The organism is Dyadobacter sp. BE31, from assembly GCF_031457695.1.
In the GTDB taxonomy this organism is placed as follows: Bacteria; Bacteroidota; Bacteroidia; order Cytophagales; family Spirosomataceae; genus Dyadobacter.
In genome coordinates, this window is record NZ_JAVDXA010000005.1 from 368,263 (window position 1) to 387,172 (window position 18,910).

General features: G+C 48.5%; 17 protein-coding genes. 16 read left to right on the forward strand and 1 reads right to left on the reverse strand.

All coding sequences use genetic code 11. The features are described from left to right. Window positions 1-34 precede the first annotated feature (34 nt). From J2Y43_RS24835 to J2Y43_RS24910, 16 genes are all read left to right on the forward strand, one after another. Window positions 35-3,133, forward strand: a complete 3,099-nt coding sequence (locus J2Y43_RS24835; RefSeq protein ID WP_309988178.1) for a TAT-variant-translocated molybdopterin oxidoreductase — start codon at window positions 35-37, stop codon at window positions 3,131-3,133. 51 nt (window positions 3,134-3,184) lie between these two features. After that, entirely contained in the window at window positions 3,185-4,618 is a 1,434-nt protein-coding gene (gene nrfD, locus J2Y43_RS24840) for an NrfD/PsrC family molybdoenzyme membrane anchor subunit (protein ID WP_309988177.1), read from the forward strand. Window positions 4,619-4,666: 48 nt separating this feature from the next. Then, window positions 4,667-5,197, forward strand: coding sequence for a DUF3341 domain-containing protein (locus tag J2Y43_RS24845; RefSeq protein WP_309988175.1), 531 nt, complete (start codon window positions 4,667-4,669; stop codon window positions 5,195-5,197). After that, a complete protein-coding gene (locus J2Y43_RS24850; protein WP_309988173.1) occupies window positions 5,197-5,820 on the forward strand; it encodes a cytochrome c in 624 nt (207 codons plus the stop codon). Before J2Y43_RS24845 ends, J2Y43_RS24850 begins: the two co-directional genes overlap by 1 nt. A gap of 34 nt (window positions 5,821-5,854) precedes the next feature. Continuing rightward, a complete protein-coding gene (locus J2Y43_RS24855) occupies window positions 5,855-7,231 on the forward strand; it encodes a quinol:cytochrome C oxidoreductase (protein ID WP_309988172.1) in 1,377 nt (458 codons plus the stop codon). A gap of 21 nt (window positions 7,232-7,252) precedes the next feature. Beyond that, a complete protein-coding gene (locus tag J2Y43_RS24860; protein ID WP_309988171.1) occupies window positions 7,253-8,362 on the forward strand; it encodes a cytochrome c oxidase subunit II in 1,110 nt (369 codons plus the stop codon). A 29-nt stretch (window positions 8,363-8,391) separates the two neighbouring features. Beyond that, complete coding sequence (locus tag J2Y43_RS24865; RefSeq protein ID WP_309988170.1) at window positions 8,392-10,275, forward strand: cbb3-type cytochrome c oxidase subunit I; 1,884 nt, start codon at window positions 8,392-8,394, stop codon at window positions 10,273-10,275. Further along, window positions 10,250-11,278 (forward strand): COX15/CtaA family protein, encoded by a 1,029-nt coding sequence (locus tag J2Y43_RS24870; protein ID WP_309988169.1) that lies wholly within the window; start codon window positions 10,250-10,252, stop codon window positions 11,276-11,278. The genes J2Y43_RS24865 and J2Y43_RS24870 overlap by 26 nt, the downstream gene beginning before the upstream one ends. Window positions 11,279-11,298: 20 nt before the next feature. After that, window positions 11,299-12,192 (forward strand): heme o synthase, encoded by an 894-nt coding sequence (gene cyoE, locus J2Y43_RS24875; RefSeq protein ID WP_309988168.1) that lies wholly within the window; start codon window positions 11,299-11,301, stop codon window positions 12,190-12,192. 17 nt (window positions 12,193-12,209) lie between these two features. Beyond that, complete coding sequence (locus tag J2Y43_RS24880) at window positions 12,210-12,797, forward strand: cytochrome c oxidase subunit 3 (protein WP_223400682.1); 588 nt, start codon at window positions 12,210-12,212, stop codon at window positions 12,795-12,797. Between the two features lie 14 nt (window positions 12,798-12,811). Beyond that, window positions 12,812-13,582: a cytochrome c oxidase subunit 3 gene (locus J2Y43_RS24885; RefSeq protein ID WP_106595602.1), complete on the forward strand. Its 771-nt coding sequence runs from the start codon at window positions 12,812-12,814 to the stop codon at window positions 13,580-13,582. Window positions 13,583-13,613: 31 nt separating this feature from the next. Then, window positions 13,614-13,949 carry a cytochrome C oxidase subunit IV family protein gene (locus tag J2Y43_RS24890; protein WP_309988164.1) on the forward strand — a complete coding sequence of 112 codons (336 nt, stop codon included), beginning with the start codon at window positions 13,614-13,616 and terminating at the stop codon, window positions 13,947-13,949. Window positions 13,950-13,958: 9 nt separating this feature from the next. Beyond that, entirely contained in the window at window positions 13,959-14,555 is a 597-nt protein-coding gene (locus tag J2Y43_RS24895; protein ID WP_309988163.1) for a hypothetical protein, read from the forward strand. A gap of 6 nt (window positions 14,556-14,561) precedes the next feature. After that, the gene (locus J2Y43_RS24900; protein ID WP_309988161.1) at window positions 14,562-15,101 is read left to right on the forward strand and encodes a DUF420 domain-containing protein; all 540 of its coding nucleotides are present in this window, start codon (window positions 14,562-14,564) and stop codon (window positions 15,099-15,101) included. After that, window positions 15,098-15,379, forward strand: coding sequence for a hypothetical protein (locus tag J2Y43_RS24905; RefSeq protein WP_309988160.1), 282 nt, complete (start codon window positions 15,098-15,100; stop codon window positions 15,377-15,379). Before J2Y43_RS24900 ends, J2Y43_RS24905 begins: the two co-directional genes overlap by 4 nt. 134 nt (window positions 15,380-15,513) lie before the next feature. Continuing rightward, window positions 15,514-18,036, forward strand: coding sequence for a glycosyl hydrolase (locus tag J2Y43_RS24910; RefSeq protein ID WP_309988158.1), 2,523 nt, complete (start codon window positions 15,514-15,516; stop codon window positions 18,034-18,036). 33 nt (window positions 18,037-18,069) lie between these two features. On the opposite strand, the gene murI is transcribed toward J2Y43_RS24910, so the two are convergent. Then, complete coding sequence (gene murI / locus J2Y43_RS24915) at window positions 18,070-18,879, reverse strand: glutamate racemase (protein WP_309988156.1); 810 nt, start codon at window positions 18,877-18,879, stop codon at window positions 18,070-18,072. Window positions 18,880-18,910 lie beyond the last annotated feature (31 nt).

Sequence of the window (18,910 nt, forward strand, 5' to 3'; positions counted from 1 at the left end):
ATACCGGATACAACTCATTGTATTGAATAGTTTTATGGAAAATACTAATAAAAGATACTGGCGGGGACTTGAAGAGCTGAGGAATGACGAAAAGTTTGTCAAAGATGCAAGTTCTGAGTTCCCAAGCGCACCGACCGAAAGTCAGTATGAAAGCCTGGTGGATGGCGTAGGAACCCACCGTCGTGATTTCCTTAAAGTACTGGGTTTTGGAATGGCAGCCGTATCTCTCGCAGCTTGCGAAACACCGGTTAAGAAGGCCATCCCCTACGTAAACAAGCCCGAAGGCGAATTCCCTACTATCTCTAACTGGTATGCATCCACTTACGCAGAAGGTGGAGATTACGCGAGTATCCTGGTCAAAACCCGTGAGGGCCGACCTATCAAAATAGAAAGCAATTCCCTTTCAAAAGTTTCCTGGGGTGTGAGCTCACGCGCACACGCTTCATTGCTCGGCCTTTACGACAATGAGAAACTGAAAGGTCCTAAAAAAGGAGAAGATACCAAAGTAAGCTGGGAAACTGTCGACAAGGAGATCGCTGATCAGCTTGGACAAATCGCAGTAAAAGGCGGAGCGATCCGCATCCTTACTTCCACTGTATTGAGCCCGTCGACCAAGGCGGTAATCGCAGACTTCACCGCAAAATATCCAACCACTACTCACGTGGTTTACGATGCCAACTCTTCTTACGCGATTGTAAAAGGCAATGAGTTGTCATTCGGTAAAGCCGTTATCCCTTCTTACGATTTCAGCAAAGCGAAAGTAATCGTAGGCATCGACGGCGATTTCCTCGGAACATGGCTTGCTCCTGATACCTTCTCTAAGCAATTCGCAGACACTCGTCGCGTGAGCAGCGAGAAAGAAGGTAAGAAGGAAATGTCCCGTTTGTACCAATTCGAATCGACGCTTTCACTAACTGGCGCCAATGCGGATTACCGTACTTCTGTGAAACCTTCGCAGATCGGTCTGGTTGCAGCTGCACTATATAATAAAGTAGCGGCGAAATTGGGCGGTGCTGCTGTTGCAACACCTGCATTGACTATCGATAACCTGGACAAAGCTGCTGCGGACCTCGTTGCGGCGAAAGGACAGGCATTGGTTGTATCGGGTATCAACGATCCTTCGGTACAAGTGGTAGTGAACGCGCTGAACAGCCTGCTCGGAAGCTACGGTTCTACCATTAACCTTGACAAACCTGCAAACTACCGCCAGGGTAACGATATTGCTACCAACCAACTGATCGACGAGATCAAAGGCGGCAAAGTATCTGCATTGATTTTGTGGGGTGCTAACCCGGTTTACGATCACCCACGTGGTGCTGAACTGGCATCGGCATTGCCACAGGTTTCATTGAGCGTGTCATTCAACGACCGCGCTGATGAAACGTCTTCACTTTTGAAATACATCCTTCCTGCACCGCACTACCTCGAATCATGGGGTGATGCAGAGCCTGTTGCAGGATCATACAGCTTGATGCAGCCAGCGATCAGCCTGATTTTCAGCACTCGCCAGGCACAATCTTCGCTTCTGAAATGGGCGGGAGCTTCGGCTGACTACCATGAGTATGTAAAAGCATACTGGAGAAAGAACATCTTCCCGCAGGCGGGTGGTGGCGACTTTGAGAAATTCTGGATTAAGTCATTGCACGACGGTGTGTTCGAAGTGGCCTCGGCTGCTACGGGAGCTGGTGCTGCATTCTCAGGAAATCTTCCTGCTGCTGCTGCTGCGATCGCAAAAAGATACAAAGCGTCTTCATCAGGCTTGGAGCTGGCGATTTTCGAAAACGTAGGCATGGGTACCGGTTTTGCCGCGAACAACCCATGGTTGCAGGAAAATCCTGATCCGATCACAAAAGCTTGCTGGGATAACCACGCTGGTCTTTCACAAAAGACTGCGAAGGAACTTGGCCTCGCACAAGGTGACGTCGTGAAGGTAGATCTGAAAGGCAAATCAGTTGAATTGCCGGTGATCATTCAGCCAGGTCTTGCACAAGGAACCGTTGCCGTTGCGATTGGTTTCGGTCGTGAAAAAGCTGGTAAATCTGCCAATGGTGTAGGTAAAAACGTATTCCCGTTTGCTACATTCACCGACGGCTTCCTGAACTTCACTCCGGGCGAAGTAACTGTTTCAAAAACAGGTGAAACCCGCGAAATCGCTCAGACTCAGACGCACAATACAGTAATGAACCGTAAGTCGGTTCTGCAAGAGACTGTACTCGCTCACTTCCAGAAAGACCCGATGGCCGGACGTTTCGTTCCGAAAATTCAGACTTCGGAAGGTGAAGTTGATGCAACTGACCTATCGTTGTGGAACGGTCACAAATACAAAAACCACTCGTGGGGTATGGTGATCGATCTGAACACCTGCTTCGGTTGCGGATCTTGCGTGATCAGCTGCCAGAACGAGAACAACATTCCGGTTGTTGGCCGTCAGGAGATCATCAATGCACGTGAAATGCACTGGCTGCGTATCGACCGCTATTACAGCAGCGATGCGGATGTGGAAGATCTTCGCGGATTGGAAATCGCTTCTGAAAACCCGGAAGTTACATTCCAGCCAATGCTTTGCCAGCACTGTAACAATGCTCCTTGCGAGACGGTATGTCCGGTATTGGCTACCACCCACAGCTCCGAGGGCTTGAACCAAATGACTTACAACCGTTGCGTAGGTACCAGATATTGTGCAAACAACTGCCCATATAAAGTACGTCGCTTCAACTGGTTCAAATATTTTGATAACGACAACTTCGATTACAATTTCAACAATGACCTTGGTAAAATGGTCATTAACCCTGATGTAACTGTACGTTCAAGAGGGGTTATCGAGAAATGCTCGATGTGTGTTCACAGAATCCAGGAAGCTAAGCTTACTGCGAAGAAAGAAAGAAGACGCATTGTTGACGGTGAAGTAAACGTAGCTTGTGCATCTTCATGCCCTACCGACGCGATTACTTTTGGAGATATGAACGATCCGGAAAGCCGCATTTCGAAATTGCTCGAAGTCGAAAGAGAAGGACGTGCATTCCACATGCTGGAAGAAATCAACGTTCGTCCGCAAATCTCTTACCTCACCAAAGTCCGTAACAAGGACGCGGCAGCTGCCAAAGCTGAGAAGGTTGAGAAAGAGCACGCTTAATATCAGAGTTTAGAATTATTGACGATCCAATCATTATAAATAAATAGTAGTATGCATGTTACTTCACCTGTAAGAGAACCGCTGATCCAAGGTGGGAAAACGTACGCGGACGTAACGGAAGACATATGTCGTCACGTGGAGGCAACTCCAACGAAAGAATGGAAGATTGCTTTCGGACTTTCGCTCATCGTTCTGGCGTATGGATCTGTGTGTCTAGCCTGGACCTGGTGGGAAGGCCTCGGAGTTTGGGGTTTGAATAAAACAGTAGGTTGGGCCTGGGACATCACCAACTTCGTATGGTGGGTAGGTATCGGTCACGCGGGAACGCTGATCTCCGCGATCCTCTTGCTCTTCCGCCAGAAATGGAGAACTTCCATCAACCGTGCAGCGGAAGCGATGACGATCTTCGCCGTTATTTGTGCTGCTTCTTTTATTTTGATGCACATGGGTCGTCCCTGGATGGCTTACTGGGCGCTCCCATTGCCAAATGCATTCGGTTCACTTTGGGTTAACTTCAACTCGCCGCTCGTTTGGGACGTATTCGCGATCAGTACTTATTTCTCCGTATCGTTGGTATTCTGGTACATCGGTCTCATCCCTGACCTTGCCACCATCCGCGACCGCGCTACCAGCAAAGTTTCGAAATTCATGTACGGAACATTTGCAATGGGCTGGGATGGTTCAGCAAAAACCTGGGCACGTTACGAATACATTTCTTTGATCCTTGCGGGTCTCTCTACACCACTCGTACTTTCTGTACACACCATTGTAAGTATGGACTTTGCTACCTCGGTAATCCCGGGATGGCACACAACCATCTTCCCTCCGTACTTCGTTGCGGGTGCGATCTTCTCCGGATTCGCGATGGTACAAAACCTGATGCTGATCACACGTGTAGTTTACAAATTGGAAGACTACATTACCCTTGAACACATCGAGACCATGAATAAGGTAATCACGCTTACCGGTTCGGTAGTAGGTGTGGCTTACATTACTGAGTTCTTCATTGCATGGTACGGTGGTGTTGAATACGAATACTACGCATTCTTCAACCGTATGACTGGTCCTTACTGGTGGGCATACTGGGCGATGATGACTTGTAACGTAATCTCTCCACAGCTTTTCTGGTCAAGAAAACTGCGCCGTAGCATCTCATTTACATTTTTCATCTCTGTGATCGTAAACATCGGTATGTGGTTCGAGCGTTTCGTAATTATCGTAACCTCCCTGCACCGTGACTATATTCCTTCGAGCTGGACAATGTTCTCGCCAACACGGTACGACATCGGGGACTACATTTTCTCCTTCGGTTTGTTCTTCACATTGTTCCTTCTGTTCTCGAAATACCTGCCGGTAGTAAACATGGCGGAAGTAAAAGCGGTATTGCGTTCGACATCTGCGCAGTTACCTGCTAAAATCGCCGGAGTTGCGAAAGTAAGACAGCGCGGAGCTGCTGAGCCCGCTTACAATAAGGATCAGGAATAAAAAGCATTGCGTAAAAGCGAATTATAGAGATTATAATTAAGTAATAGTATGGCAGAATTATCTGGTAAATATTTGGTCGGAGTTTACGACGATGACGATACTGTTCTTCACGCGGTTCCCAAGCTGAGAAAAGCCGGTGTGAAAATCAAAGAAGTATACTCTCCATTCCCTATCCACGGGCTGGACGAAGCACTGGGTCACCCAAGAACACGTATCGGTATCGCTGCCTTTATGTTTGGAGTGACAGGATGCTGCTGTGTGCTGACGCTGATGATCTGGACAATGGGATTTGACTGGCCGATGATCATCGGTGGCAAAGATCCGATCTCGATTCCTAACTATATCCCCATTACTTTCGAAGGGACGGTACTTTTCACCGCCTTCGGTATGGTGATCACCTTCTTGATTTCGAATGGACTTGGACCTGGTACGCATTTCCACCCGCGGTTTGACGTACGCGCCACCGACAACAAGTTTATCATGGCGATCGAAATGAGCAGAAACTCAATGAGCGAGGAAGAAATAGCAAGAGCATTGAAGGACAGCGGAGCGGAAGAAGTCAACATTAAGCAATTCTAATGGCGTTTAAAGCAATGAAATTGAAAAGTTTATATAGATCTCTATTGGTTGCTGCCGTATTGCTTACTGCCGCTGCTGGTTGTAAAAAGGATCCAAGCAACCCCGGAAAGGAATATGCACCAAACATGTACCTGCCCGTAGGTTATGAACCATATAAGCAGGAAAAGGCCAACCCGATCAACCCGCAGGGATTGACCATGCGTTTGCCGGTGGCTGGTACTGTGGCTCGTCGTAACTACCACACAAGCTTCGGATCTTCTGATTCGGCAGTGGTTGACCTGATGGTTTACAACATTCCTGCCGACAGCATCGAGATTTCGGAAAGAGTACTTAAAAATCCGGTTCCTCTGAACGAGAAAACGCTGGCAGAAGGAAAAGTACTTTACGACAGATACTGCCAGCATTGCCACGGTGCTTCCGGTGCCGGCGATGGAAAAGTGGGAGCGATGTACAAAGGTGTTCCCAACTACGCGAGCGATGCTTACAAAAACCTGAATGAAGGACATATTTTCCACGTGATCACACACGGGAAAGCACGCATGTGGCCTCACGGATCCCAGATCAACCCTGAGGAACGCTGGAAGATCGTACACTACGTACAGAAATTGCAGAAAGGGGCTTAAGTACAATTTTGAAAACAGAGAAATATTTTAAATAATGGCATCAGGACATTCGATTCCTTCTATTGAAGAACGGTTTGAATTTACATCGGGAGCTAAGAGAAGTTTGCTCATTGGTGGCGGTGTAGGACTGGCTCTTGTACTATTAGGAGCATACCTCGCAGCCAATGGCGGTGGTGGTCATGAAGTGGCTGCGCACGGAGCAGAACATGCTGCGGCAGCAGGCCACGCGGCAGCTGAGCACGGAGCAGCGGCTGCGGCACACGGCGCGGACGCTCACGGCGCTGCAGCAGAAGGCGGTCACCACGCGAAAAGCTGGGTGGCTCGCATTTGGGCTAACCTGTGGGTAAATGGTGTATATTTTACCGGAATGTCCGTTATCGGGATGTTCTTCCTTTCTTATAACTACCTGGCGCAAGCTGGCTGGTCGGCAGTATTCAAAAGAGTACCTGAGGCGCTGCCTGCATTCCTCCCAGTAACAGGCGTAGTGCTGATCGTTACTTTCCTCCTCGGCGGACATGACTTGTTCCACTGGACGCATGAAGGACTTTACGAAGTGGGCGGTCCTGAATATGACAAGATCATCGCTGGCAAGCGCGGATATTTGAATACCCCTTTCTTCCTGGCGCGTCTGGTTGCCTACTTTGCAATCTGGTACTACCTGTGGAAAGTGATTCGTAACCTGTCATTGCAGGAAGACGAAATCGGTGGGACTGAGTTCTACGAAAAATCAATCCGCATCGGAACTGCGTTCCTCGTGGTATTCGGTGTTACGTCTTCTACATCTGCCTGGGATTTCGTGATGTCAATCGACACACACTGGTTCAGCACCATGTTCGGCTGGTATACTTTGGCTAGCTGGCACGTAGCTGGTCTGGCGGTAATCACCCTGACAATCGTAATGCTCCGCGAAAGAGGTTACCTGAGAGCTGTTAATTCAAGCCACCTGCGCGACCTTGGCAAGTTTGTATTTGCATTCAGTATTTTCTGGACATATGTGTGGTTCGCACAGTTCCTTTTGATCTACTATGCTAACCTTCCGGAAGAAACGATCTATTTCATCGAGCGTTTCCGCGGACACGGTGGGTTCTTCAAGGCACCTTTCTTCATTACATTGTTCCTGAACTTCTTCTTCCCGTTCCTCGTATTGATGACCCGCGACGCGAAGTTCACACATTCGATCCTGAAAGTGGCTTGCTGGAGTGTAATCGTCGGACACTGGTTCGATTTCTACACGAACGTTATGCCGGGAACGGTAGGTGCTAGCGCTGAGCTTGGACCTTTGGAGTGGGGCTTCTTCCTGATCTTCCTTTGTGCCTTTGCATATTCAATCGCAAACCAGTTGACCAAGGCAAATCTGATCCCGAGAAATCACCCGATGTTGGAGGAATCACTGCATCACGATATCGCCTAATTGCAAAACCAGTAAATCATCATGTATATTATTATCGCATTAGTTGCTCTTGTATTTATTGTCCTCACCGGGGTTGTGATATCCAGGCTGCAGGGTGTTTTGAAGAGTATCAACAAAACCGATTCAGAGGAGGTTGAAACTTCTGGTAATAAATTCAATGGTGCCATGTTTATCGTGATCCTGATTGGAGGCGCTGTTTCCATTACCTGGTCATACCTGCATGCACGTGAATTCTTCCTTCCCGAAGCATCTTCGATCCACGGTAGAAGAACCGATGACCTGTTCTGGTTCTCGATGGGAATCCTTACCATTCCTTTCATTATTGTAAACTTCCTGGTGTTTTTCTTCGCTTGGAAATATCAACACAAAAAGGGACACAGAGCGACATTCTATCCTGAGAACCACAAGCTGGAATTGATCTGGACTATCATCCCTGCTATCGTAATGGCATTGCTGGTATTCACAGGCTGGAAAGCATGGTCGGATATCACGGCGGAGGCGCCACGCGACGCGGAAGTGATCGAGATCACCGGTAAGCAGTTCAACTGGATCGCTCGTTACGGCGGTGTGGATAATAACAAGCTTGGTGATTACAATTATAAATTGATTGATGCTCAAAACGAGGTAGGTATCGACCTGTCGGATGAAAACTCCTTCGACGACTTTACCAACCCTTCTGAAATGCACATTCCGGTGGGCCGTCCGGTATTGTTGAAAATCCGCGCCCGCGACGTATTGCACAGCGTGTTCATTCCGCACATGCGTGTGAAAATGGATGCTGTTCCAGGTATGCCGACCAAATTCTGGTTCGTTCCGGACAAGACAACCGCTGATATGCGCGCCGAGACCGGTAACCCGAAATTTGACTACGAGATTGCTTGTACGGAGGTATGTGGACAAGGTCACTTTTCAATGAAGATGAGATTGATCGTAGACGACGAGGCTACATACAAAAAATGGGTTTCAGAGCAGGCTACTTTCCTGTCGACTTACCCAGAGTATCTTGCGAAAGTTCCTGAGAACCTGAAAGCAAAGGCGATGAAATATGTGCCTGCCGAAGCAGCTACCCCTGCGGCTGATACCTCAGCAACATCAGCTGGCGGTGCCGGAGCAAGTTCTAGTCTACGATAATTCTATTAATTAAATTACAATAAAAGTATATGTCAGCTATTGAAGGATTGGAAACAGCTCACCACCACGCAGACGAGCATGACCACCACCACGAAGCACAAAGCTTTTGGCAGAAATATATATTTTGTGAAGATCACAAGGTAATTGCCAAGCAGTATCTGATCACGGGTATTTTGTGGGCTGTTATCGGGATTACCATGTCGGTGATCTTCCGTATCCAGCTCGGTTTGCCCGATTCTAACCTGTCATGGTTGAAGCCTGTCCTTGGTGGCTGGATCAGCGACGCAGGTAAGCTCGATCCAAACTTCTACCTGGCCTTGGTTACAATGCACGGTACCATCATGGTATTCTTTGTATTGACGGCAGGGTTGAGCGGTACTTTCAGTAACTTCCTGATCCCGCTTCAGATCGGAGCACGTGATATGGCGTCAGGCTTTATGAACATGCTATCTTACTGGTTCTTCTTCCTGGCCAGCGTGATCATGTTCGCATCTTTGTTCCTGCAACAAGGACCTGCTGCCGGCGGTTGGGTAATTTACCCTCCATTGAGCGCATTGCCACAGGCGCACCCTGGCTCAGGCATGGGTATGACATTGTGGTTGGCTAGTATGGCATTCTTTATCGTTTCGCAGCTGTTGGGTGGTATTAACTACATTACTACGGTTATCAACCTGCGTACAAGAGGTATGTCTTTCGACCGCCTGCCTCTGACGATCTGGTCATTCCTGATCACTGCGGTGCTGGGTCTGATTTCTTTCCCTGTATTGCTTTCGTCTGTATTGCTGCTGATCTTCGACCGTCACTTCGGTACCAGCTTCTATCTTTCTGACATTTATATTAATGGTGAAGCGCTGCCAAACGTGGGTGGTAGCCCGATCTTGTTCCAGCACTTGTTCTGGTTCCTCGGTCACCCTGAGGTATACATCGTACTCTTGCCAGCTTTGGGTATCACATCCGAAGTAATCGCGACGAACTCACGCAAGCCGATCTTCGGTTACCGTGCAATGATCGCTTCCATGCTCGGTATTGCATTCCTCGCATTTATCGTATGGGCGCACCACATGTTCGTAACAGGTATGAACCCATTCCTCGGATCGGTCTTCATGTTCCTGACGCTGATTATCGCGGTGCCTTCTGCGGTGAAAGGTTTTAACTACATCACAACACTCTGGAAAGGTAACATCGTGTTCACTCCGGGTATGCTGTTCTCAATCGGTCTGGTTTCCCTGTTCGTATCAGGTGGTCTTACCGGTATTATCCTGGGTAACAGTGCATTGGATATTCAATTGCACGATACTTACTTCGTAGTAGCTCACTTCCACTTGGTAATGGGTGCTGCGTCGGCCTTCGGTCTGTTCGCCGGGGTTTACCACTGGTTCCCTAAGATGTTCGGCCGCATGATGAACACTTCATTGGGTCAGGCACACTTCTGGTTGACTTTCATCGGAATTTACCTGGTATTTATTCCAATGCACTACGTAGGTATCGCGGGCTTCCCTCGTCGCTACTACCAGTTCACCAGCTACGACTTTACACATAAGTTCATGGATATGAACATGTTTATCTCTATCGCAGCGATATTCACGTTCCTTGCACAGTTCATTTTCCTCTGGAACTTCTTTTACAGCATTTTCAAAGGAAGAAAAGCTCCGCAAAACCCATGGCGTTCAAACACGCTCGAATGGACTGCACCTATTATTCCGGGTCACGGAAACTGGGAAGGGGAAATTCCTGCGGTATATCGTTGGTCATATGATTACAGCAAACCGGGTGCGAAAGAGGATTTCATCCCTCAGAACATCCCGTATTCTCAAACACCTGAATCGAACTTCCCTCATGAAAATGAGCTGATCGCGACCGAGAAGGTGATTGAGTCACAAAACTTCAATGACCAGTTCAAAACACATCATTGATCTTAAAGCGAATCGCCGGTTCCGGCGATTCGCTTTAAATACGCTCATTTCGCTGTACCTGGTAGTCATAGCAGGCGGCGTGGTGAGAAGCACAGGCTCAGGAATGGGCTGTCCCGACTGGCCTAAATGCTTCGGCAGATGGGTCCCTCCTACCGAAGCATCACAACTTCCTGCCAATTACAAGGAGATTTACGGTGCGAAGCTGAAAGGAGAAGTCGAGTTTAATGCGACGAAAACCTGGACTGAGTACGTAAACAGGCTTGTAGGAGCGCTCACTGGTGTCATTATTTTCCTGATGCTGCTGGCCTCCATTCCTTTTCTTAAATCCGGAAACAAGCAAGTATTCTTTTGGAGCCTCACTGCATTTTTGCTTACCGGCTTCCAGGGTTGGCTCGGTGCGAAAGTAGTTTCTTTCGAGTTGCACCCGCTGATCGTCACAGTACACATGCTGCTCGCCATAGTGATCATTTTCATCGTGCTTTACGTTTTTACGTGGGCCGGCTATGTCGAGAAGGTGCTTACACTGCGTGAAGGCAGCGAGAAAGTACTCAGCAGAATTGGGATCGCGGTAATGGTGCTGTCGTTGTTCCAGATCCTGCTCGGAACGCAAGTTCGGGAAGCAATGGATGTAGTGATCATGCGGCTCGGTTACGGTGCCCGGTCACAATGGATAGATGAATTAGGCGCTAATTTTTACATACACCGGTCATTTTCAATTCTGGTCTTTATTGTGAATGCAATCTGGATCAACAAAGTCTTGAAAACCGGTAACCAGGGAACGGTAGCGGGTAAAATCGCCAAAGCCTGCTTCTGGATATTGATAGCGGAGATTGCAACGGGTGTAATCATGGCATATTTCGGGGTTCCCGCATTTGCCCAGCCTGTTCATCTCACATTCGCCATCCTGTTAATCGGCTTGCAGTTTATCGTATGGCTGGTTGTGAATGGCAAGAAGTATTTAAAATATGAAGGCGTGGCCGCGACGGCTGGTAGCCAGTTTTAGCATTATCAATTTCTGTAATAATGATTTCAGTAGAGGAAAGTGTAAGCGGGGTTGGGAAGATCAGAGAGAGATTAGGGGTTTTATTTGAATTACTCAAATTCCGGTTGGCGTCGTTGATCGCGTTCTCCGGAGCAATGGGATATTGCCTGGGTTCACGGGATGTGAAGGCCGGAGATATGGTCCTTTTTGTGTTGGCGTCGATCGGTATTACTGGTGCTGCGAACATTATCAACCAGATTTTGGAAAAAGATCTGGACAAAATGATGAAAAGAACGGCTTCACGGCCGTTGCCAAGCGGAAGAATTACCGTGGAACAGGCTGCTGTGTGGGCAGTGATCCTCGGGGTAGCCTCGCTGGCGATATTTGTAATGGTATTTAACCTGACAACGGGGCTTATTTCCCTGCTGTCGCTCGTGCTTTACGGCTTTGTTTACACACCGTTGAAGCGCGTCGGTCCGATCGCGGTGTTCGTGGGTGCATTCCCGGGAGCGTTTCCTCCGATGATCGGTTGGGTAGCGGCAACCAATCATTTTGGCTTGGAACCCGGTATCCTGTTTGCGATCCAGTTTTTCTGGCAATTCCCGCATTTCTGGGCCATTGCATGGGTACTGGACGAAGATTACAAAAGAGCAGGTTTCAAATTGTTGCCCGCCAACGGTTTGAAAGATTCTGATACGACATTGCAGATCATGATCTATACGCTGTTCCTGCTTCCGATCGGCTGGTTGCCGTACGAGCTGGGAATGACGGGTATTAATTCCGCATTCATTGCGACGGTTTTCGGGGTATTGTTCCTCGCGCAGACGTTCCACCTTATGCGTAAGTGTACGGACAAGACCGCGAAGCAGCTGATGTTCGGATCGTTCATTTACCTGCCCATTGTACAGATTGCTTTTTTGTTGGATAAATTGTGATATTGAATTGAGAGAAAATGGAAAACGTTCAGCAATATAAATTGGAAAGAGAGCCGCAGGAGACGTTGGCGATGGACCCGAAGAAGTTTATTCTCTGGTTGTTCCTCGTGACGATCATCATGCTTTTCGCCTCTCAGAGCAGCGCGTACCTCGTGCGTCGCGCAGAAGGTAACTGGCTCGAATTTGAAATGCCGCAGATATTCTGGTACAGCACCGTGGTGCTCATAATGAGTAGTGTAGCGATGCAATGGGCCTATTTCTCGGCAAAAAAAGATCAGTTCCAACAATTGAAAATAGCAATTTCTATTACTTTTGTACTCGGCCTGATCTTCCTTTACATGCAGTTTCAGGGCTGGAAAGAGCTGGTGGCGATGAATGTCTATTTTGTAGGAAACCCGTCCGGCTCGTTCTTTTACGTGTTCACCGGGCTTCACGGTTTCCACATCATTACCGGCCTGATTGTTTTGGTATTCGCGCTGTTCTCGGCATTTAAGCTGAACGTGCATTCCAAAAATCTGAGAAGAATTCAGATCAGTGCTACTTACTGGCACTTTTTGGACATACTCTGGTTATACCTTTTTGTTTTTTTATTGACCTTTAATTAATAATTTCTTTATCAATGGCGGCACATGTAACAACACCCGGCGCGGTAGAACCCAAAATGTGGTTGGGGGGTATTGAGCCTATGAAAGCAAGTTACGGTAAACTGATGATGTGGTTCTTCCTCATCTCGGATACCTTTACTTTCTCTGCCTTGCTGGTGGCATATGGTACAGCCCGGTTTAGTTTCCCTGCATTCACCGGAAAACACGAAGATTTCACCTTCTCCAACATGTACTGGCCGGTACCTGAAAGGGTTTACGAAGCCGTACCATTCCTGCACGGTGTTTCGCTGCCGCTGGTATTCGTTGGTATCATGACATTCATCCTCATCGCGAGCTCCGTTACCATGGTACTTGCAGTGGAGGCAGGTCACCGCATGGACCGCGCGAATGTTGAGAAATATATGCTTTGGACTATCCTCGGCGGTTTTACCTTCCTTGGTTGCCAGGCTTGGGAATGGAGCCACTTCATCCACGGAACCGATGCCGGTACGGTGATGAAAGTGATCGAAAACGGTACATGGGTTGAGAAAACGATCTTCGGTGCTAACCTGACGGAGAACCAATACGGCCCTCCCGCATTTGCCGACTTCTTCTTCTTCATTACCGGTTTCCACGGAACGCACGTATTCTCGGGTGTGATCCTGAACATTCTGATCTTCTTCCGTGCGGCGACAGGGTTCTATGACAAGAGAGGAAGCTACGAAATGGTTGAGAAAGTAGGTCTCTACTGGCACTTTGTGGATCTGGTTTGGGTGTTTGTATTTACATTCTTCTACCTGGTTTAATTTATAGAACAATATTTAAAATTGAAGTAAAATGGCGGAAGTACAACATCACCACGTACATAACCAGGATCCCGAGGCAGGAGCCGAGCAACGTAAAGCGATCTGGAAGACCTTTTGGATTCTTCTCTTCATTACAGCTGGCGAATTTGCGATCGCATTTACAATTCCACACGGAACTTTCAAAATATCGATTTTTATCGTCCTGACGATCGTGAAAGCATTTTATATCGTAGGAGAGTTTATGCACTTGAAACATGAAACAAAGACGCTCATCTGGTCCATATTAGTGCCGGTGATATTTGTGGCCTGGCTCATCCTGGCGCTCATGCTCGAAGGCAATGCAATTTTCGAAGCGATTTTCGGATAATAGATTAGAATGAAGAAATTTCCCAAAGCCGGATTACTGATCGTCACATTAGTAATACCGGCTTTGATTTTTGCTTTACTGAAACTGTTCGGGACGAACCATTACGACCTGCCATACTTCGTGGCGGAAAAGGATGGTAACGGCTCGATCGTCGTGCAAAATGGCGATACGGTGTTTCATCAGGTTTCGGCGGATTGCGGTGTGTTCGGTGGTGTAAACCTGGACGGAAGATTGACCATCGTAAGCCGAATGCCCTCGAAATGCGGAGAGCCTTGTGATAGGGCGGTCGATGAAATAGCTCGCATTGCCGCATTGAAAGCTGCAATCCCGGAATTGCAAGTGTTGGTGATTGCGACCGATACTGTGAGACGCGGAGAATGGCAATCGGTAAAGGCGGATAGTGTGACGATAGCCGACTGCTTTGCGCAGGAATTAACAGATGCGGAAAGAAAAAGTGACGCATTTAACGGCCGGGCAGGGCAGTTAGTACTGATCGACCGTAGCAAATATGTGAGAGGCTTTTATAAAGCCGGAGATGGAGAGGAGACCGACCGGCTGATGGCCGAGATCAAGATCCTCGATTATGAAAAAAAGAATGAGAAATAAGTGGGTATGGCTACATTAACAATCGAAAGAAAACCGAAGTACGAGCGTATCATCAATATTCTGGCAATTGCCATTCCGGTGGTGGTTGCATTACTGCTGGGAATCCGGCAGAAGATCGATCTCGGGGCGTGGACGAAAGTACTCCCGCACGTGATTGGCGTAATTAACACCCTGACGGCTATGTTGCTGATCATGGGCTATTATTTTATCAAGCAAAAAAATGTAATAGCACACCGGCAGACGATGACCACAGCATTCGCGCTAGGCGCTGTGTTTTTGGTATGCTACGTGCTTTACCATGTTTCCAACGAGGCGACACCATTCGGGGGAACCGGATTTGTACGGCCCGTGTATTACTTTTTACTGATCTCGCATATCGTGTTGTCGATTGGGGTCGTTTGGTTTGTATTGCGAGCGGTGTATTTTGGATATACCAATCAAATCGCCGAACACCGGAAGGCTGTGAAATGGGCCATGCCGATCTGGCTTTATGTGAGTGTTACCGGTGTAATCGTTTACTTGATGATTAGTCCTTATTACGTATGAAAAAGTTTTTGGCAATATCCGGATTGGTGATCATGTTCGTCCTGAACAGCGCAGGCGCATTTGCGCAATGCGCGATGTGCCGCGGATCAGTGGAGAGCTCGATGGGTAACGGGCGCAACAATGTAGGTGTCGGGTTGAACACCGGCATTATGTTCCTCTTTGTGATCCCATACATCCTTGTAGCGGTGATCGGTTACCTTTGGTACCGCAATTCCAAGCGGGCACAGGCCGAGCGTCAGTTCGTGGCGGCGCGCGTGCGGTCTGCATACGAGAACTGATTTGCAAAAAAGAAGACATTCAAGGGCAGGGCCAATCGGTTCTGCCTTTTTTGTGCGTTCCATTTTACAAAATATTCCTTTATAGTGGCGTAGATAATGCATTGCGTGTCTTTAAAGAAAAACACTGTCCTGTCATGTTTCGGATTCTACTCGCTGTCCTCCTGATATTCGCCCAGTTTGCCCATAGCAATGCCCAAAAATTGTCGACGTCCAAACCCTGGACATACTGGTGGTGGATGGGGAGCGCGGTTACCAAGGCGGATATCACGGCCCAGCTCGAATATTTCAGCAAGTCGGGGCTCGGTGGCGTGCATATTATTCCGATTTATGGGGTTAAAGGGTATGAAAAAGCGGCGATTCGTTTTCTAGGGGACCAATGGCTGGAAGTCATGCAGCACACCCTGCGCGAAGGTAAGCGCCTAGGATTGGGGGTGGACATGACCACAGGTACCGGATGGCCGTTCGGCGGCCCGAATGTGACGGTGGCCACTGCGGCGCAAAGTATGACTGTCGTTGATGGGAAGCCGGTGGTAAAGCCAACGGGCCAGAAAGTGAAGCGGGCGGCTCCGGGCGGAGAAGGGTTGGTTTTGGATCCCTTTAATGCAAATGGAATGTCGCAATATCTCTCCCGGTTTGATTCGGCATTCAGCAAGGCTTCCGCTAAGCCCAGAGCGATGTATAACGACTCCTACGAAGCCTATGGAGCCAATTGGACCGAGGATTTTGTCCAGCAATTTCAATCCCGCCGGAAATATCACCTGCTGGATAAGCTGTCACTATTGAACGATTCGACAGGAAACGCGGAGGCTACGCTGGTAAAAATAGACTATCACCAGACACTGGCGGAGCTGCTACTGGAACGCTACGCAAAGCCCTGGACGGATTGGAGCCGCGCGCACGGATTTGTGACCCGCTACCAGGCACACGGGTCACCGGGTAACCTGCTCGACCTTTACGAAGCTGCGGATATCCCGGAAACGGAATCATTCGGTACCAGCCGTTTCAATATTTCCGGCTTGCGCGTCGATCCGGATTATTCGATCGATCAGTTCGGGACCCCGAACCCCCTGGCGATGAAGTTTGCTTCTTCGGCGGCCAATTTGTCGGGGAAGAAACTGGTAAGTTCTGAGACCGGGACCTGGCTGGCGAATCATTTCAAAGTTTCATTGTCCCAAATCAAGCCGCAAATCGACGAGCTCTTTACTGCCGGTATAAACCACGTTTTTTACCATGGTACCACTTATTCGCCGGACAAGGAAGGTTTCCCGGGTTGGCTATTTTATGCATCCACCAATTTTGGCAAAACCTCCCATTTCTCGGAGCATTTCCCGCTGCTGAACCGGTATGTAGACCTTTGCCAACGCCAATTGCAGAATAGCCAGCCGGATAATGATGTGCTGGTCTATTTCCCGATTCATGATTTGTGGGCTACGAAGGCTAAATCGGGCGGAGGTGTGCATTTACTCGAAGTTCACCACGTAGACCGCTGGTTGCTGGATCTGCCCTTTGGAAAACTGTCCGAAAAGCTTTGGAAGGAAGGTTACGCATTCGATTTCGTGTCGGATTTGCAATTGAAGAAGTTCACAGTCGAAGTGAATGGTATTTTGAGTTCCGGCAATGCTAACTACAAGACTTTGCTCATCCCGTCGGCAACGTACCTGCCCGAGGAGACATTGAAAGAATTACAGCGGCTCGCGGATGCAGGCGCGAAGATTGTTTTTGATCAAAAGTTGCCTGCTACCGTAACTGGTAATGCCAATCACGAGCAACGGCAAAATGCATTCAGCGACGCATTGACACGACTTTCGAAACTGAAAAATGTAAAGGTTTCAACGGACCTGAACGCTGATCTGGCTGCGAATGGCGTGGTGAGGGAACAATTAGCTGAAAAAGGACTGACATTCATACGCAAGCGCCTCGGCGAGGGCGTACCGCTTTATTTCGTAGCGAATCTTGGAAATACATTTAAAGGAGGCTGGGTAAAAATTGGTAAGGGAGGAGTATTCTTCAAATCAGATCCCCTCAGCGGCGTTTCTACACCTAGGATGCGTGGAACCAAAGGCAGCGAAGAGATTTTTCTGCGGCTTTTACCGGGTGAATCGTGCTTCCTGACTACTTCCGCCGACGGGCAGGATGCGCCGGAAGTGAGCAGTACCGGCAAACATTTCGACATTAAGGGCAAGTGGGAGCTTACCTTTTTGAATGGTAAACCCAAACTACCCGCCGCCGCACAACTTACCGGGCTTACCTCGTGGACTTCTTTGCCGGATTCTGCCGGGTATTTTTCAGGCAAAGCACGGTACCGCATTACTTTCGACCTGCCCGGTTCTGCTGCGAGCTATGCCAACGCGTCGCTGGATTTGGGCGATGTGCGTGAAGTGGCTAATGTAAAGCTGAATGGGAAAGACCTCGGCGTGGCCTGGCATATTCCATTCATTCTTCCGGTAGGAAATGCATTAAAAACGAAAGGTAATGTGCTGGAAATAGAGGTAACCAACCTTTCCGCCAACTACATGCGCCTCCTCGATCAGCAACAGCCCAATTGGAAGAAATTTTACGATATCAACATCGTGGACATTACTTACAAGAAGTTTGATGCCACGCTCTGGCAGCCGATGCCGTCGGGCTTGCTGGGGCCGGTGAAGTTGGTTTACTAATGCATTAATGGTAAATGCTCCACTGGAAAAGCGTCATTCCCAAAGCGGGTAATGTTCGAGCTGGATTTGCCGGCCGAAGAATATGTTAGTCGATTGCTCGAATGACAGGGTATAATCCGACACATAGAACTGCCGCTTGCCTTCCCCTTTCTCGTTGATCAGGTAATGCTGTTCGAGCCAGGCTTTTAGCGAGCGCGCGACGATTTCCGAGGTGTCGAGCGTCTCTACCGTATCACCGTAGAATTTACGGATCTGCGTTTTGATCAATGGATAATGCGTGCAACCGAGGATCAATGCCTCAATGCCATTGAGAGACGGATCGGAAAGGTAATTAGCAATCACACTTTCACTGATGTTATTGTCGAAAAAGCCTTCTTCGATCATGGGTGCGAGCAATGGCGTAGCGAGGGATTTCAGGTGGATGTTTCGATCCAGCGCATCTACTTTCTTTTTATACACATTGGACAGGACCGTCTGCTTGGTACCGATCAGGCCTATCGTTTTTCCTTCATAATGCTCCTTCACATAATTTACCACGGGATCAATCACATTCAGCACCTTGGCTTTGCTTCCCACGTACTCGCGCACGAGCTCGTAGGCGGCCGCGGACGCGGAGTTGCAGGCGATGAGGATCAGTTTGCAGTTTTGCTGTAAAAGCATATTGCATATTTTGATCGAATAGGCCTGGATGGCAGCCGTGGATTTATCGCCATAAGGCAAATGCGCCGTGTCGCCGAAATAGATGGTGTTTTCCTGTGGAAGCAACCGGGTTACGGCGCTGGCGACGGTCATACCGCCGATTCCACTGTCAAAAATTCCGATGGGCGCAGAGGAGTCGAGCATTGGAGAAAAGTCCTTTTGGTGATCAATGAGT

What these genes read in the sequence shown, in the direction of transcription:
- J2Y43_RS24880 (WP_223400682.1), top strand. Translation starts at nt 12,210, where the DNA reads ATGGAAAACGTTCAGCAATATAAATTGGAAAGAGAGCCGCAGGAGACG.
- cyoE (WP_309988168.1), top strand. Translation starts at nt 11,299, where the DNA reads ATGATTTCAGTAGAGGAAAGTGTAAGCGGGGTTGGGAAGATCAGAGAG.
- J2Y43_RS24845 (WP_309988175.1), top strand. Translation starts at nt 4,667, where the DNA reads ATGGCAGAATTATCTGGTAAATATTTGGTCGGAGTTTACGACGATGAC.
- J2Y43_RS24850 (WP_309988173.1), top strand. Translation starts at nt 5,197, where the DNA reads ATGGCGTTTAAAGCAATGAAATTGAAAAGTTTATATAGATCTCTATTG.
- murI (WP_309988156.1), bottom strand. Translation starts at nt 18,879, where the DNA reads ATGCTCGACTCCTCTGCGCCCATCGGAATTTTTGACAGTGGAATCGGC.
- J2Y43_RS24890 (WP_309988164.1), top strand. Translation starts at nt 13,614, where the DNA reads ATGGCGGAAGTACAACATCACCACGTACATAACCAGGATCCCGAGGCA.
- nrfD (WP_309988177.1), top strand. Translation starts at nt 3,185, where the DNA reads ATGCATGTTACTTCACCTGTAAGAGAACCGCTGATCCAAGGTGGGAAA.
- J2Y43_RS24870 (WP_309988169.1), top strand. Translation starts at nt 10,250, where the DNA reads ATGACCAGTTCAAAACACATCATTGATCTTAAAGCGAATCGCCGGTTC.
- J2Y43_RS24860 (WP_309988171.1), top strand. Translation starts at nt 7,253, where the DNA reads ATGTATATTATTATCGCATTAGTTGCTCTTGTATTTATTGTCCTCACC.
- J2Y43_RS24865 (WP_309988170.1), top strand. Translation starts at nt 8,392, where the DNA reads ATGTCAGCTATTGAAGGATTGGAAACAGCTCACCACCACGCAGACGAG.
- J2Y43_RS24885 (WP_106595602.1), top strand. Translation starts at nt 12,812, where the DNA reads ATGGCGGCACATGTAACAACACCCGGCGCGGTAGAACCCAAAATGTGG.
- J2Y43_RS24900 (WP_309988161.1), top strand. Translation starts at nt 14,562, where the DNA reads ATGGCTACATTAACAATCGAAAGAAAACCGAAGTACGAGCGTATCATC.
- J2Y43_RS24835 (WP_309988178.1), top strand. Translation starts at nt 35, where the DNA reads ATGGAAAATACTAATAAAAGATACTGGCGGGGACTTGAAGAGCTGAGG.
- J2Y43_RS24905 (WP_309988160.1), top strand. Translation starts at nt 15,098, where the DNA reads ATGAAAAAGTTTTTGGCAATATCCGGATTGGTGATCATGTTCGTCCTG.
- J2Y43_RS24910 (WP_309988158.1), top strand. Translation starts at nt 15,514, where the DNA reads ATGTTTCGGATTCTACTCGCTGTCCTCCTGATATTCGCCCAGTTTGCC.
- J2Y43_RS24855 (WP_309988172.1), top strand. Translation starts at nt 5,855, where the DNA reads ATGGCATCAGGACATTCGATTCCTTCTATTGAAGAACGGTTTGAATTT.
- J2Y43_RS24895 (WP_309988163.1), top strand. Translation starts at nt 13,959, where the DNA reads ATGAAGAAATTTCCCAAAGCCGGATTACTGATCGTCACATTAGTAATA.